This is a genomic window from Acinetobacter sp. AC1-2, from assembly GCF_016124155.1.
GTDB lineage: Bacteria > Pseudomonadota > Gammaproteobacteria > Pseudomonadales > Moraxellaceae > Acinetobacter > Acinetobacter calcoaceticus.
Genome location: NZ_JABFFO010000003.1, coordinates 249733 through 264336 on the forward strand (window position 1 = coordinate 249733; position 14604 = coordinate 264336).

Annotated in this window: 10 protein-coding genes and 1 pseudogene; 1 reads left to right on the forward strand and 10 read right to left on the reverse strand. The window is 39.3% G+C overall.

All coding sequences use genetic code 11. The features are described from left to right. Positions 1 to 98: 98 nt before the first annotated feature. Positions 99 to 393 (reverse strand): annotated as a pseudogene (locus HL290_RS13115) (hypothetical protein). Positions 394 to 1472: 1079 nt separating this feature from the next. Here HL290_RS13115 and HL290_RS13120 point away from each other — a divergent pair. Next, complete coding sequence (locus tag HL290_RS13120) at positions 1473 to 2687, forward strand: hypothetical protein (RefSeq protein WP_080028022.1); 1215 nt, start codon at positions 1473 to 1475, stop codon at positions 2685 to 2687. 61 nt (positions 2688 to 2748) lie between these two features. Here HL290_RS13120 and murI read toward each other — a convergent pair whose 3' ends face one another. The 9 genes from murI to hutC all read right to left on the reverse strand — a co-directional run bounded on the left by murI (position 2749) and on the right by hutC (position 14289). Next, positions 2749 to 3549, reverse strand: a complete 801-nt coding sequence (gene murI / locus HL290_RS13125; protein ID WP_198496698.1) for a glutamate racemase — start codon at positions 3547 to 3549, stop codon at positions 2749 to 2751. A 115-nt stretch (positions 3550 to 3664) separates the two neighbouring features. Then, positions 3665 to 5491, reverse strand: coding sequence for a DUF885 domain-containing protein (locus HL290_RS13130; RefSeq protein WP_198496699.1), 1827 nt, complete (start codon positions 5489 to 5491; stop codon positions 3665 to 3667). A 252-nt stretch (positions 5492 to 5743) separates the two neighbouring features. Then, positions 5744 to 6664: a formimidoylglutamase gene (gene hutG, locus HL290_RS13135; protein WP_198496700.1), complete on the reverse strand. Its 921-nt coding sequence runs from the start codon at positions 6662 to 6664 to the stop codon at positions 5744 to 5746. Between the two features lie 11 nt (positions 6665 to 6675). After that, positions 6676 to 7881, reverse strand: coding sequence for an imidazolonepropionase (gene hutI / locus HL290_RS13140; RefSeq protein ID WP_198496701.1), 1206 nt, complete (start codon positions 7879 to 7881; stop codon positions 6676 to 6678). A 51-nt stretch (positions 7882 to 7932) separates the two neighbouring features. Further along, a complete protein-coding gene (locus tag HL290_RS13145; RefSeq protein WP_045433907.1) occupies positions 7933 to 9345 on the reverse strand; it encodes an amino acid permease in 1413 nt (470 codons plus the stop codon). Positions 9346 to 9409: 64 nt separating this feature from the next. Beyond that, positions 9410 to 10948, reverse strand: a complete 1539-nt coding sequence (hutH, locus tag HL290_RS13150) for a histidine ammonia-lyase (RefSeq protein WP_003654215.1) — start codon at positions 10946 to 10948, stop codon at positions 9410 to 9412. 87 nt (positions 10949 to 11035) lie between these two features. Then, positions 11036 to 12715, reverse strand: a complete 1680-nt coding sequence (gene hutU, locus HL290_RS13155; protein ID WP_004640122.1) for a urocanate hydratase — start codon at positions 12713 to 12715, stop codon at positions 11036 to 11038. Between the two features lie 249 nt (positions 12716 to 12964). Continuing rightward, positions 12965 to 13540: a HutD family protein gene (locus tag HL290_RS13160; RefSeq protein WP_198496702.1), complete on the reverse strand. Its 576-nt coding sequence runs from the start codon at positions 13538 to 13540 to the stop codon at positions 12965 to 12967. Next, complete coding sequence (hutC, locus tag HL290_RS13165; RefSeq protein WP_005037883.1) at positions 13537 to 14289, reverse strand: histidine utilization repressor; 753 nt, start codon at positions 14287 to 14289, stop codon at positions 13537 to 13539. Before hutC ends, HL290_RS13160 begins: the two co-directional genes overlap by 4 nt. Between the last annotated feature and the right edge of the window lie 315 nt (positions 14290 to 14604).

Consider the following 14604-nt stretch of genomic DNA (forward strand, 5'->3'; position numbering starts at 1 on the left):
TAATAGAGAAGTCTCCTAGGACCCTGTGTCACAACGGACTTTTTACTTTTGCGCTGATTTAAAGTTTGAGAGATCATTGCGACACAGAGATAAAGGAGCTAAGCGAACTTAGCCCATTTCATTTTTGTCGCAGCGTCGAATGATGCCGAACAAGTTAGGGGCAAAGTCCTGTGGGAGATCAGGACTTTGCAAACTGGTGTGTTTTAAACGTTGTACGGTTTGAGGCGAATACATCTGTGCAAGCTGTTGGCAAATACAATTGCAACTGGCTTGCCTGTGTTCACCTGACGAACAAATTCTTTTAAATTCCTGCTGAGCATTGGCATCATCATTTGTAATACTGTAAGCACCGACCATAAGGTTTAAAACTAATATAAATTTATGAAGTTTCATATTATTCTCATGATTATTTATATCTCTAAATAAAATAAAAATATGATTCATCTAAATATTAAAATAATTTTTTAAATAATAATTAACCCTCCCACAAATACAGGAAAATAAAATAATTAAAATTTTAAAATAAAAATAATTTATAAATTTAAAAAATCAGGTCGCAAAAACCTAAATTTCAAATAAATAAAATAATTAAATAAGAGAGAAAATGAGTTTGAATAGTGGCATAGCCAACTCCTTAAAAATGGAGTCCTACCACCAGATCACCGCGAATTAATTTATGGTGGTAGAACGAAAGAGGGTTAGCAGACTGACCTAGCGACCAGCACGCGCGAACGCGTCCCCCTTCCGCCCTACCATAGAGAAAAAGGGGGCACAAAGGTTCAACACGGGAAATACTGAGAAAGTATAACCCGACACGCTAGGGTACGGTCTGCTAAAACCGACTGGCAATGTAGGCCAGCAACGAAATAATAATCGGTATAATAAAGAACGTCAATTTATTTTAATGAAAAACTTTAAATATAATAATTTTATTAATATTTAAATAATATTATCCTCCTTTTTATACTTATAGCTTTTAATTAAATTTAAAATATAAACTTGGGTTATATATATTTGGTTAATAAAATAGATTAATCGTTAACTCTAATTTAATAGTTTATATAAATATGTATGAGATGAAGAATCTCTAGGCATAAAAACAACTTATAGAAAGCCCCTACTCCATAAGTCGATCAGCGAACACCTCTTACCATCTTTTCGAGAGCTTATTTTCCTACAGCTTTTACTGGTAAATGCGTACCTAACAAAGAAAAAGTAACATCAATACGTTGTACAGATTTAAAAGTATATTGGGCTTTTTATTGTGCTCATAAAGCTCTAAAGCATAGTTTCTGGCTTTTATTAAGATATTCTAATAAATATATCTAAATCAATATCTTATATACAAAAACCAACAAAAACACTCGGATTTATAGATATGAAATTATGGTATAAATCACGCTTCGAAATTTTCTTGATAACTATAAATTTCGACTATTACAAAACTTTCTAATTATAAGGAGCGACTTATCATGGCTAATGGATTCCCAGAAGGAAACTTTAGAATCGTTAACAAAGAAACAGGTGCATGTATTTCAAGTTTGTATGGTGGTCAAACCCATGGTGTACAAGATGCAGTAACTGCGCGTGGTGAAACGGGTCAGTTATCGTACTCTCATACAAATGACCGTGAATTTACGGTACACGATAAAGTTAAAAACATAGAAGAAGAGCTTTGGTATTTTGACAGTAGTGCAGACAGTTGGGGTTATAAAGTGAATATGCTTTATAACAAAGTTAAAGATATCCGTTCTCGTTGGGTGCTCGGTGCTCATGTTAAGACAAATGCGGTTGCATATAAATTATTAGACAAAGACTTAGAACATTTCCTTAGTCTTTTACCAAAGCAAGATGAAGAAACACTAGCCCATTTAAAAACCAGTGATGGTCTTGATATTGTTCGTTTATTAAAAACATTTATTCATAGTAACGGCGAAGAAACCATTAAATCGGAACTCATTGGCAAACTTGATGAGACTAAGCTGAATGACTCTTTAAATACGGTACTGGCTCATAACTCAATTCGTAGCATCGAACACAGGTTCCATAAATATGCATCCTCTCCGTATCTAGGTTTAGATATTCCTGAAATTAAAGGTTTATCTGAGAATCCTTTCACTCGGCATAACGAACAACTCTATAAGATCATTCTTGCCTCTGTCCAATTACATGTCTTGGATCAAAAAGATCCGACTTCAAGGTCAGAGTTCCGGCTACATTTACGCCATCAAAATATCAATGCTCTTCTAGAAAATATTAAGAAAGAGAGCATTCATGAGCTTCATGAAAAAGTACGTAAAGAATATGAAAATACTCAAGACCTTAAAAAAGAAGCCGTAAAAGTCCTTTTAGAGCTTAGAAAAACACTAGATTTACATACGAATGAAAAAAATATAGATACGGCCAAAAAGATTTTGCAGATAGGTTTACAGTCAAATGAATCTTTTGAACAACTCCAAACAGCATTAAACAGTACAAATGGTAAAGAAATAAAACCAGTTCATTCGCATAGTGGCGATGTTTTCTTACAAGGAGCGGGCCGCCAGTACCAAACTAAGTGGGCATTTGAAGATGGTTATATCTTTGTAGAAGGCCAACCAGATGCTGTACTTACACATCTCTGGGGTTCATCTGTAGGTATTAGTCAACGATCTAATGACCCAAAACAGCGCTGGGAATTTAAATAAGTTTAATTTGAGTTAGGGCACAGGATGGTAAGAGAAGTCTCTCTTACCATCCTTATAAAATTTATATAGCGATATCTTTTACAGGCAAATGCGTACCTAACAAGGAAAACGTAACATCCGCCACTTCCAACGGGTCTGAACTGGTCCAAATAATATGATTCCCCTCATTTGGACTTTCAGAACTTAACTTATATTGATTGAGCTGCCGAATTAATTGCGCTGTTACAGCTTCCGAAGGCTCAATAATTTGAATATCACGACCTACAATTTCCTGAATCGTATCCGAGACAAACGGATAGTGTGTGCATCCTAAAATAATTGTATCCACTTTTTGTTCGACCAACGGCGCCAAAATATTTTCTAAATAATCCTTAACTTCCGCGGTATGTGCTTTGCCCGTTTCGATTTTTTCGGCCAGACCAATACAAGGCACCAAAGACACTTTAATATCTTGCGCATACGTTTCAATTAAACTTTTTAAGTTTTTGCCCTTCACCGTGGTGGCAGTTGCCAAGACAGCAATATGCTTGCTCATGGTCATTGCCACTGCGGGTTTTACGGCTGGTTCTATGGCAATAAGTGGAACACTAATTTGCGCTCTGATTGTTTCAATCGCTACAGCCGTCATCGTATTACACGCAATCACGATCGCTTTGCATTTACCCTGAGCAACTAGATTTGAAATTAAATGCGTGGTTCGTGAAACAATCCAGTCGCTTTCTTTGTCTCCATACGGGACATATTTCGAGTCAGCGAAATAGATAATGTCTTCATTCGGAAGTGCCTGCCGAATGTACTTAAAGAGAGACAGCCCACCTAAACCAGAATCAATCATTCCAATCGGGTTATTCTTCTGGTTCATTATTTTTCCAATTTTAAATTCTAAAAGAAACTATATTTTTCATTATTATATTATGTTTTCTAACTGTTTTTAAATCAGGCCCAACGAGGACCTGACCTAAATTTTGAATTTTGTTTTAAGCTGCCGCTTTTTGTTCCTTTATCCAATTTTTAATACGTGCATCCAATATATTTAAAGGCAATGTTCCTGCATTTAAGATCATGTCATGGAATGCTTTTATATCAAAACGATCTCCAAGCTCATGTTTCGCTAACTCTCTTAATTCTAAGATTTTTAATTGGCCCATCTTGTATGCCAATGCTTGGGCAGGAACAGCAATATATCGATCTGCCTCTGCCTGAATATCAGGTTCATCTAAAGCAGAATGATCTCGCATAAAATCAATCATTTGCTGACGGGTCCACTTTTTATAATGCACCCCTGTGTCAACCACTAGACGACAAGCACGGAACAACTCACTCGATAGTCTTCCATAGTCTGAAAGCGGGTCTTTATAAAAACCCACATCTTTACCCAATTGCTCTGCATAAAGCGCCCAACCTTCAATATAAGCTGTGTGGTTAGGCTGCTTGCGGAACATCGGCAAATTAGGAAGATTTTGGGCAATATCAATCTGCATATGATGCCCAGGAATAGCCTCATGGTAAGCAGTCGCTTCCATTGATATTTTGGAACGTTCAGAGAAGTCGCCAGTATTTACATAAACTTGTCCGGGGCGTGAACCATCAGGCGTGCCTTGGTGATACTCCGCACCTGCCGCTTCTTTTTCTCGATATTGCTCTACAGGCAAAACTTCGACTTTATTTTTGGGTAATAAACCAAACAGCTTCGGCAACTCTGGTTGCATTTGGGCAATGTATCCGCGATAAATCTCTAAAATTTCTTCACGAGATTTTGGGAAAACGGCTGGATTTGTTTTTAAGGATTGTTGGAAACTTTTTAAGTCGCTGAAACCTTGTGCTTTGGCAATTTTAAGCATTTCAGCTTCTATACGAGCAACTTCTTTTAATCCGAGCTGATGAATAGTTTCAGGGCTTTCCAAGGTTGTCGTATTATTTTCTACATAAAAGCGATAGAGCTCGTCACCTTTTGGCAAGCTCCATATACCCTCGTGTTGTCGTCCATAAGGTAAATAATCTTTCTGAATAAACGTCTCTAGTTTTTGATAAGCCGGCCGAACATTCTGATCTATGGCCTGTAGTATTTCACGGCTTAAACGCTCTTGTTCTGCTTTCGAAATGTTATTTGGAAATTGCTTTAATGGAGAAGCAAAAACACTGTCCTTCCCTGAAGGAGTCGCAATGCTATCAATCTGCTTTGCCACCTTTTCAATTAAATATTTCGGTGGCATCAAGCCATCTTTTTGTCCTTGTTTCGCTAACTGAACACCTTGATCAAGAATTAGGGGGATTTGTTTTAAACGAGCAATATAGTCTTGATATTGCTTAGCATTATCAAAGGGAATCGCACTAATAAATCCCGGAAATTGTAAATGCAGTCCCCACATTTGATTGAAAGGCATCTCATAGAGTTTCAAATCATAACTTTTAAGTGACTCTTTCAACTGATAAATCATTAAATCTTTATTTAATTGATCAGTTGCTGAAAAACCTGTGCTATCAATTGCTTCAAAACGATTTAAAAAATTTTGCGTACTTTTTTTATCTTTCTCGATCTGATTTTTTGAAAGCTCAGTCCATCGATTGTTGTAGCGTAAATCTCCTAAAACGGTTGCAGTTTCAGGACTATTTTTCAAAGTATATTCCCACTGTTCCTGTAAAAGCTGGTTTAAAGCTTTCACCCGAACAGAGACATCACTGTTTTGTTTAGATTGTGATTTTTCGATGGTATTTGTATTAATTTCGGGGGTTGCAGCATCAGAAGAATGAGACATCCAAAATAAAACACTGATACAAGCAAAATGTAAGGTTCTGTTTTTCATTTAATTATCCAGAAATATTTAACGAAGGTTAAAATAAAGACAAAACAAATTACGTGCCAAGCAGCATATAAAATAGTGTAAAAATCGAGTATTTTTTTAACTCAATGATTTTATAAATTAATTTTCTTTTTAATTAAATTATTTATAGTTGCTATCTATATTCCGTATCTGACTTTAATGTATCAGAAACTTAAAAAAGTGCACATGAGCGATCTCAGTGCACTTTTGAATTTCTACATTAAAAATTGTTTCTCAAGAAAACAAATATTGATAAACAATATAGGCAGCCAGTTTTGCTGTTCTATTGTCTAAATCAAATTTGGGATTGCACTCAGCAATATCTAAAAGTTTGATTTTTCCAGTCTCTTGAATATGCTTAAAAATTGCTTCAAAAGTGGCTAAATCAATTCCTTTTACAGCTGGTGCACTGACTCCGGGTGCAACCGCGGCCGCGAAGACATCTAAATCAATCGTAACGTACAAACAGTCTACTTTTTCAATAAAAGCATCAACCGCCGCGAGCACGTTGTTTAGGTTAAAAACATTAACCTCATGATCACGCAAATACGAACAATTTAGAGCATCGGCTGTATCAAACAAAACTTTAGTATTGGCATGGTTGGCTACCCCAATACATAAATAATTAAATTGTTTTTGATGTTGTTCTGAAAGTCGAGCTGCCTGTAAGAAAGGTGTACCAGAGGTTGCATGCTCTGCTTCACGCAAATCAAAATGGGCATCGAAGTTAATAATTCCTATTTTTTGTTCAGGCGCATGTGCTTGTACATATTGGAATAAACCGCTAAAGCTGCCAAATGCGACTTCGTGTCCACCGCCCAATACAATCGGTTTTAAACCAATTTGCAAGCTGTTTGCGACTTGTTCAGCTAACTCAGCTTGTGCTTGCTCTAAATTCTCATATTCGCAGGTCACTGTACCCAAATCGACCAGACTGACTGGTCGATGAATAGGTAAATTGGCAAGCTGGTTACGGATTGCATCTGGAGCATCTGCCGCACCGACTCTACCTTTATTACGTTTCACGCCTTCATCAGAGCTAAAACCAATCAGCGCAAATTCAGCATGTTGAGTTTTGTTGATAATATGATGAATGCGTTGGTGTGCTTCACCTTCGCCATCATGGCGGCCTTGCCATTTAAATGTGTGATTCATGGTGATACCGTTTAAAAAATAACTTCTTGTCCATGCTGAATTACTCGCTTAGGCAAATCTCCGCCAAGCCAGTAAACAATTTCAGATGGATGCTCAATATCCCAAGCCACAAAGTCAGCGACTTTACCTTGCTCTAAACTACCGTGCGTTTGCTCTAAACCGAGTGCTTGTGCAGCATGAATGGTGACACCCGCTAATGCTTGCTCAGGTGTTAAACGGAATAACGTACTGCCCATATTCAGCATTAAACGTAAAGAAAGTGCTGGAGATGTGCCCGGGTTTAAATCGCTCGACAGTGCAATACGCACGCCATGCTTAATGAGACTTTCAACCGGTGGATATTGTGTTTCACGTAATAGATAAAAGGCACCCGGCAATAACACAGCAACCGTACCCGACTCTGCCATTGCTTTGACATCATCTTCGGTCATGTACTCTAAATGGTCGGCTGACAAAGCATGATAACGTGCTGCCAAGCTTGAACCACCTAATGATGAGAGCTGTTCCGCGTGAAGCTTAACGGGTAAATTTAAAGACTGTGCTGTTTTAAAAACACGTTCGACCTGAGCAGGTGAAAATGCTAAGTGCTCACAGAAAGCATCAACAGCATCGACTAAACCTTCAGCATGCAGTTTAGGCAGCATTTCCGTACAAATATGCTCGATATAAGCATCGCTTTGATCTTTGTACTCTGGCGGTAAAGCATGCGCAGCTAAACAGGTACTTTTTACCGTCATCGGTAAAGCTTCACCAATTTGACGAATCACACGCAGCATTTTGCGCTCATTTTCGTAATTGAGTCCATAGCCAGACTTAATCTCGATGGTCGTTACACCGTCTTGTTGCATACAGCGAATGCGCTTAAGTGCCGAATTTAATAATTGTTCTTCGCTTGCTTCACGCGTTGCACGCACTGTACTTGCAATGCCACCACCGCTTGCTGCAATTTCAGCATAGCTCACCCCTTGCAAGCGTTTTTCAAACTCAACACTACGGTTGCCACCAAATACACTATGCGTATGACAGTCTATAAACCCTGGGGTAACCCAAGTGCCTTTTAAATCAACTGTTTCGGAATATGTGTCGGTAGGAAGTTGTTGTTGTTTTCCAATCCACTGAATGAGATGCCCTTCTGTGACAATTGCAGCATCTTCAATGTAAGAATATTGCCCATTTTGCATGGTCGCAATGTGGCAATTTTGCCAAAGTTTTTTCATTAGCCTTTCCTCAAAACTGCCCAATAGTTAAACCATTGGGCAATTCATTTGTTAGCTTTCTATCTCAACATTTTGCTGGATAGGATTACTTTCCTTTCCCAGATTTTGTTCTGGTTTTACCCATATGCGATAAGCAATAGTTAAGAGTACAAGCCATGTTATACCTACATAAATTGCAGGACGTGAATCAGGGAAATAACCCATCATGACCAAAATGAACACCATAAAACCAATCGCGAATGCAGGTGCATATGGCCAACCCCATACAGGGAAATCAAGTGCTTTAATTTCAGCAGTAGATAATTTGCGGCGCATCGCAACTTGCGAAAGCAAAATCATGAGCCAAACCCATACAGTTGCAAAAGTTGCAATTGACGCAATGATCATGAATACATTTTCAGGAATCAGGTAGTTCAGCACCACACCAATCAATAGCACACCAGCCATGACCACAACGGTCATCCATGGCACACCATTACGCGATAACTTTTGGAATATGCGAGGTGCTTGACCACGGTTCGCCATACCATAAAGCATACGGCCTGCGCCAAACACATCACTATTAATTGCTGAAATCGCAGCGGTTACTACCACAATATTTAAAATATTTGCTGCTGATTTAATGCCTAAATTTTCAAAAATTTGGACAAATGGACTACCTTGGCTACCAATTTGGTTCCATGGGAAAATCGACATCAAAACAAAAATGGTAAGCACATAAAAAAGTAAAATACGAACCGGAACGGCATTAATTGCTTTTGGCAAAGTCGTTTTCGGATCTTGAGACTCGCCTGCGGTTAAACCAATAATCTCAATACCACCAAAAGCAAATACCACTACAGATAAACATGCCACCAAGCCTGCAATACCATGCGGCATAAAGCCATCATAAATCCATAGGTTCGAAATGCCTGGCACGATATTGCTATGATCAGCTTGGAAGCCATAGAACATAAGCCCTAAACCACCTACAATCATGGCAACAATGGCGGTAACTTTGATAATGGACAGCCAAAATTCGAGTTCACCAAAGACTTTAACGTGAATTAAGTTAATAGCGCCTAAAAACATAATTAACGATAAAATCCAGATCCACCGTGGCACATCGGGATACCAGAATCCCATATAAATACCAAAAGCAGTGACATCGGCAAGTGCAACAATCACCATTTCAAAAACATAAGTCCAACCTGTGGTAAAACCAGCTAGTGGACTAATGTATTGTGATGCGTAGTGACTAAATGAACCGGATACTGGGTTATGGACAGCCATTTCACCCAGTGCGCGCATAACAATATAAATTGCAATCCCTGCAACAATATACGCTAGTAATACTGAAGGCCCTGCCATTTTAATGGCAGTTGCCGAACCATAGAAAAGCCCAGTTCCAATTGCTGAGCCCAATGCCAAGAAACGAATATGGCGGGTGTTCAAACCCCGCTGTAGTGTGGAGTTTTGTGACATTATAATCTCCAATCCTTGAGGATATTTAGTTAGATTCGGCCACTCCATGTGACCGTTTTATTAATCACACTTCAGATAGACTAGGGAGTAGGTTTGGAATAATTAACTCGTTTAGACAACCACTCGAAAGTAATTCACTTGCCTGTTCAATATCAGGAGCAAAGAAACGGTCTTCGCTGTAGTACGGCACTTGAGCGCGCAAGATTTTACGGGCTTGTTCAAGTTTAGGCGAGCTTTTTAGGCCTTCACGGAAATCTAAACCCTGACAAGCGCCTAACCATTCAACAGCTAGAATGCCGCGAACGTTATCGGCCATTGGCCAAAGTCGTTTACCCGCGTTAGGCGCCATCGAAACATGGTCTTCCTGATTCGCTGAAGTCGGTAAACTATCAACACTCGCCGGATGTGCAAGCGCTTTGTTATCACTCGCAAGCGCTGCTGCTGTAACTTGAGCAATCATGAAACCTGAGTTAACGCCACCATTTGCGACCAAGAACGGTGGAAGCTGTGACATGTGGCGGTCCATCATCATCGAAATACGACGTTCTGAAAGTGAACCAATTTCTGCAATTGCCAATGCCAGATTATCTGCTGCCATTGCTACAGGTTCTGCATGGAAGTTACCGCCTGAAATCACATCACCTTCTGCTGCAAAAACAAGAGGGTTATCAGACACTGCGTTTGCTTCAATTGCTAAAACTTCAGCAGCCTGACGGATTTGAGTTAGACATGCACCCATCACCTGTGGCTGACAACGCAATGAATACGGATCTTGAACTTTGCTACAGTCTTCGTGTGAATGTGCAATTTCACTTGATTCCGTTAAGAGGTCACGATAAGCCGCAGCCACATCAATTTGACCACGTTGACCACGTACTTCATGAATACGTGCATCAAACGGTGAGCGTGAACCCAGCATTGCTTCAACACTTAAACCACCGCATACAGTTGCAGCAGCAAATAAATCTTCAGCTTCAAACAAACCACGTAAAGCATAAGCAGTCGAAACTTGTGTACCGTTTAGAAGTGCCAAGCCTTCTTTAGCTGCTAAAGAAATTGGCTCTAAGCCTGCAATTTTTAAAGCTTCAACTGCTGGTATCCATTCACCTTTATAACGCGCCTTACTTTCACCCAACAAAATCAATGACATATGTGCAAGTGGTGCCAAGTCACCCGAAGCACCTACTGAGCCTTTAAGAGGAATGTGCGGATAAACTTCTGCATTAATTAAAGCCAACAATGCATCAATGACTTTACGGCGAATACCTGAGAAACCACGTGCCAAGCTATTTGCTTTCAATAGAATAATTAAACGAACCATTGCATCATCAAGTGGCTCACCTACCCCTGCTGCATGCGAAAGAACTAACGAACGCTGTAATTGTTCTAAATCTTCAGGAGCAATCTTGGTTGAAGCAAGTAAACCAAAACCTGTGTTAATGCCGTAAGCTGTACGCCCTTCATTTACAATCTGTTCTACACAAGCCACGCTTGCGTTAATTGCAGCTGAAGCACTGTCATCTAATTTAACTTTAATCGGGTTGAGGTAAGCTTGACGTAAATCAGCTAAGGTTAATTTTCCCGGTTGGATCAATAATTCCATGTTGGCTTCCTAATTTTTGGCACTATATTCTGCTGAGACGGTGCTTTTCACAATTGCAAAAAGCACCGCTAGTTTTTCCATGTGTTTTTATTGAGTGATCATTGGCAAGTTTAAGCCTTGCTCTTTCGCACAGTTAATCGCAATTTCATAACCTGCATCGGCATGACGCATAACACCTGTTGCAGGATCATTGGTCAGTACACGAGCAATACGTGCAGCAGCGTCATCTGTACCATCACACACAATCACAACGCCTGAGTGTTGAGAGAAGCCCATACCTACACCGCCACCATGGTGTAGAGACACCCAAGTTGCGCCGCCTGCTGTATTTAACAAAGCATTTAATAAAGGCCAGTCTGATACTGCGTCTGAGCCATCTTGCATTGCTTCAGTTTCACGGTTTGGACTCGCAACTGAGCCTGAGTCTAAGTGGTCACGTCCAATCACAACTGGTGCAGATAATTCACCACTACGAACCATTTCGTTAAATGCCAAACCAAGTTTTGCACGTAAGCCTAAACCAACCCAACAAATACGCGCTGGTAAGCCTTGGAAGCTAATGCGTTCACGTGCCATGTCTAACCAGTGATGTAAATGTTCATCATCAGGAATTAACTCTTTAACTTTGGCATCTGTTTTATAAATGTCTTCTGGGTCACCAGAAAGCGCTGCCCAACGGAATGGACCAATACCACGGCAGAACAATGGACGGATATATGCAGGAACGAAGCCAGGGAAATCAAAAGCGTTTTCTACGCCTTCTTCTTTCGCCATTTGACGGATGTTATTACCATAGTCAAATGTTGGAACACCCATTTTTTGGAAATCGAGCATCGCTTGTACATGCTTCGCCATCGACTGTTTTGCAGCTTTTACAACAGCTTCTGGTTCTGTTTTTGCACGTTCACGGTATTCATCCCAAGTCCAACCTACTGGTAAGTAACCATTCAGTGGATCGTGTGCACTTGTTTGGTCTGTCACCATGTCTGGACGCACACCACGGCGAACAAGCTCAGGTAAAATTTCAGCAGCGTTACCATGAAGTGCAATTGAAATAACCTTACCTTCTTTCGTGTAACGGTCAATACGAGCTAAAGCATCATCTAAATCAGTTGCTTGTTCATCTACATAACGTGTACGTAAACGGAAATCGATACTTGCTTGTTGGCATTCAATGTTTAAAGAACACGCACCTGCAAGTGTTGCAGCTAAAGGCTGAGCACCACCCATACCGCCTAAACCAGCAGTAAGAACCCAACGACCGTTTAAATCACCATTGTAATGTTGGCGACCTGCTTCAACGAAAGTTTCATAAGTGCCTTGCACAATGCCTTGGCTACCAATGTAGATCCATGAACCTGCTGTCATTTGACCGTACATTGCGAGTGCTTTTGCATCTAGCTCGTTAAAGTGTTCCCAGTTTGCCCAGTGCGGTACAAGGTTTGAGTTTGCAATTAAAACGCGTGGTGCATCTTTATGAGTTTTAAATACACCTACTGGTTTGCCTGATTGAACTAATAAAGTTTCATCAGTTTCAAGATTTTTTAAAGTATCTACAATTTTGTCGAAACATTCCCAGTTTCGTGCTGCACGGCCAATACCACCGTATACAACCAACTCTTTCGGGTTTTCTGCAACGTCCGGATCAAGGTTATTCATCAACATACGTAATGGAGCTTCAGTTAACCAACTTTTAGCCGTCAATTCAGTGCCGCGTGGCGCACGAATTTCTACATCACGAAATTTTGTTGTCGTTGTTGTTGTCACAGGCGGACTCCTTCCTTTGAGCTTACATCAGCAGAACATCACTTGTTTCTGCATTTGTATAGTAATGTATTAACTTGTATATACATCCATATACTACACAAATATTTTAAAACGTGAAGAGGGTTTCAAATATTTTTAAAAAAAACTTAATAAGCACATGAATTAAAATAATTTATTTTTATAGACCGCATAAAAAAAGCACATATCCTTTCACTAGACATGTGCTTTAAAAAAATAACTTATTTAGTTTTAACGTTGAATTAACTCAATAACATAACAATTTTTTGCCCAATTTTGAGGGAAATGAACTGATGTAATCGCAGTGGTTTTCCCAATTTTTAAAGTCTCATTAGCAGTGAGTACAAAGGTTTTATCCTCAATCGCTACTTCAGTGTCAGAACCACCATTAAAAATGAAAATCAGGTCTGCCGAGCTTAAAAAAGTCTGTGCTTCTGTACCGTCTACTCTCTGAAAGCGAGCATGAAATTTTGCAGGATCATAAATTAAATTTAAGTCTCGGATTGCACCGTCAACCAGTTCACTATGCACCTGACTTTCACCATGGAAAGCAAAAATATCACCCAGATTCAGCTTTTCGGCAGGGAGATCATCGACATGTAATTCAATACCTTTCCCATCAAGTACAGTAATGATTCGCTGCTTATTGGGAAAAGTAGAAAATGGTCCAGAAGTTGTCACATCTGCCATCGAAATTCGCCAATCAAACTCGATTTCACCTTGGCTTCGCGCAATTTCCAAAGTGTAACCCGCACCATTTTTCCAAAGCATTTTTGTATATTGGTCTGCCTTGAGTACTTCAATCATTGCGTAAATTTGCCTTCGAGATAATAACGACTGCCGGGATAAGTCAGACGGGCACTAGAAATGAGTTGTTTGTTTGACCACGTACGACGACGGATCAGTAAACATGGTTCAGTTTTAGTGATTTTTAACCACTTACACTCTTGCGGAGATGCTAAAACGGCTTCAACAATGTGCTCACCTTCTGTCACAGGTGCTTTCGCCATTAAGTATGCATTTGGAGTAATGGTTTTAAAATCTTGTTGTAGATAATCTGGAATGAGTGCTGCATCAACCAAACGATCTTCGACTTGAACTGGCACATCATTTTCATAATGCACAATAATTGAATGAAACAGCTTTTGCCCTTCACGAGTCTGCATTAATACACTTTGCTCTGCATTTGCATAAATTTGTTCTAAAATTAAAACTTCAGCATGGTGCTTATGGTTTCGTGCAACAATCTCTTCGGCAATATTATTAATTTGAAAAAGTGCAGTTCGGCCTTGCCCTTCAGCAACAAAAGAGCCAACACCCTGTATACGTACCAATAGACCCTCTGTAGTTAATTCGCGTAGCGCACGGTTTACCGTCATGCGACTGCAACCAAGTTGATTGACCAACTCGCTTTCAGAAGGAATTTTTTTATTTACAGCCCACGAGCCTTCATAAATCTTTTGTGAAATCAGCTGTTTTACGCGTTGATATAAAGGAACTGGACTATCAGCTTCAATCGAAAGCTCAGCATGTTCTTGTTTTGATGTTCTGGGCATAACAAATACTCAAAAAGGCAGCAGGCAAAATCATATTTTAGTTGACATGCTATGTATATACAACCACATACAATATGTTAATTTATGAATTAAATAGATTTTAAAAAGTTTAAAAAATAAACATAGATCAACAAGAGCTAATTTAAAGTTTTATGTAGATAAATTCAAATATATAAAGGTTTTATCAATATTTATTTAATAATTATTTGTGCTATGCCTTTGCTCCATCCAAGGGCTTCAAAGTGTGGCCTTTTCGGAGTTACGAAATGATGCTTAAAAATTTTATTTAAAATAACAGATCGATAGTATTCTTCT

What these genes read in the sequence shown, in the direction of transcription:
- HL290_RS13160 (WP_198496702.1), bottom strand. Translation starts at nt 13,540, where the DNA reads ATGATTGAAGTACTCAAGGCAGACCAATATACAAAAATGCTTTGGAAA.
- hutC (WP_005037883.1), bottom strand. Translation starts at nt 14,289, where the DNA reads ATGCCCAGAACATCAAAACAAGAACATGCTGAGCTTTCGATTGAAGCT.
- hutG (WP_198496700.1), bottom strand. Translation starts at nt 6,664, where the DNA reads ATGAATCACACATTTAAATGGCAAGGCCGCCATGATGGCGAAGGTGAA.
- HL290_RS13120 (WP_080028022.1), top strand. Translation starts at nt 1,473, where the DNA reads ATGGCTAATGGATTCCCAGAAGGAAACTTTAGAATCGTTAACAAAGAA.
- murI (WP_198496698.1), bottom strand. Translation starts at nt 3,549, where the DNA reads ATGAACCAGAAGAATAACCCGATTGGAATGATTGATTCTGGTTTAGGT.
- hutI (WP_198496701.1), bottom strand. Translation starts at nt 7,881, where the DNA reads ATGAAAAAACTTTGGCAAAATTGCCACATTGCGACCATGCAAAATGGG.
- hutH (WP_003654215.1), bottom strand. Translation starts at nt 10,948, where the DNA reads ATGGAATTATTGATCCAACCGGGAAAATTAACCTTAGCTGATTTACGT.
- HL290_RS13130 (WP_198496699.1), bottom strand. Translation starts at nt 5,491, where the DNA reads ATGAAAAACAGAACCTTACATTTTGCTTGTATCAGTGTTTTATTTTGG.
- HL290_RS13145 (WP_045433907.1), bottom strand. Translation starts at nt 9,345, where the DNA reads ATGTCACAAAACTCCACACTACAGCGGGGTTTGAACACCCGCCATATT.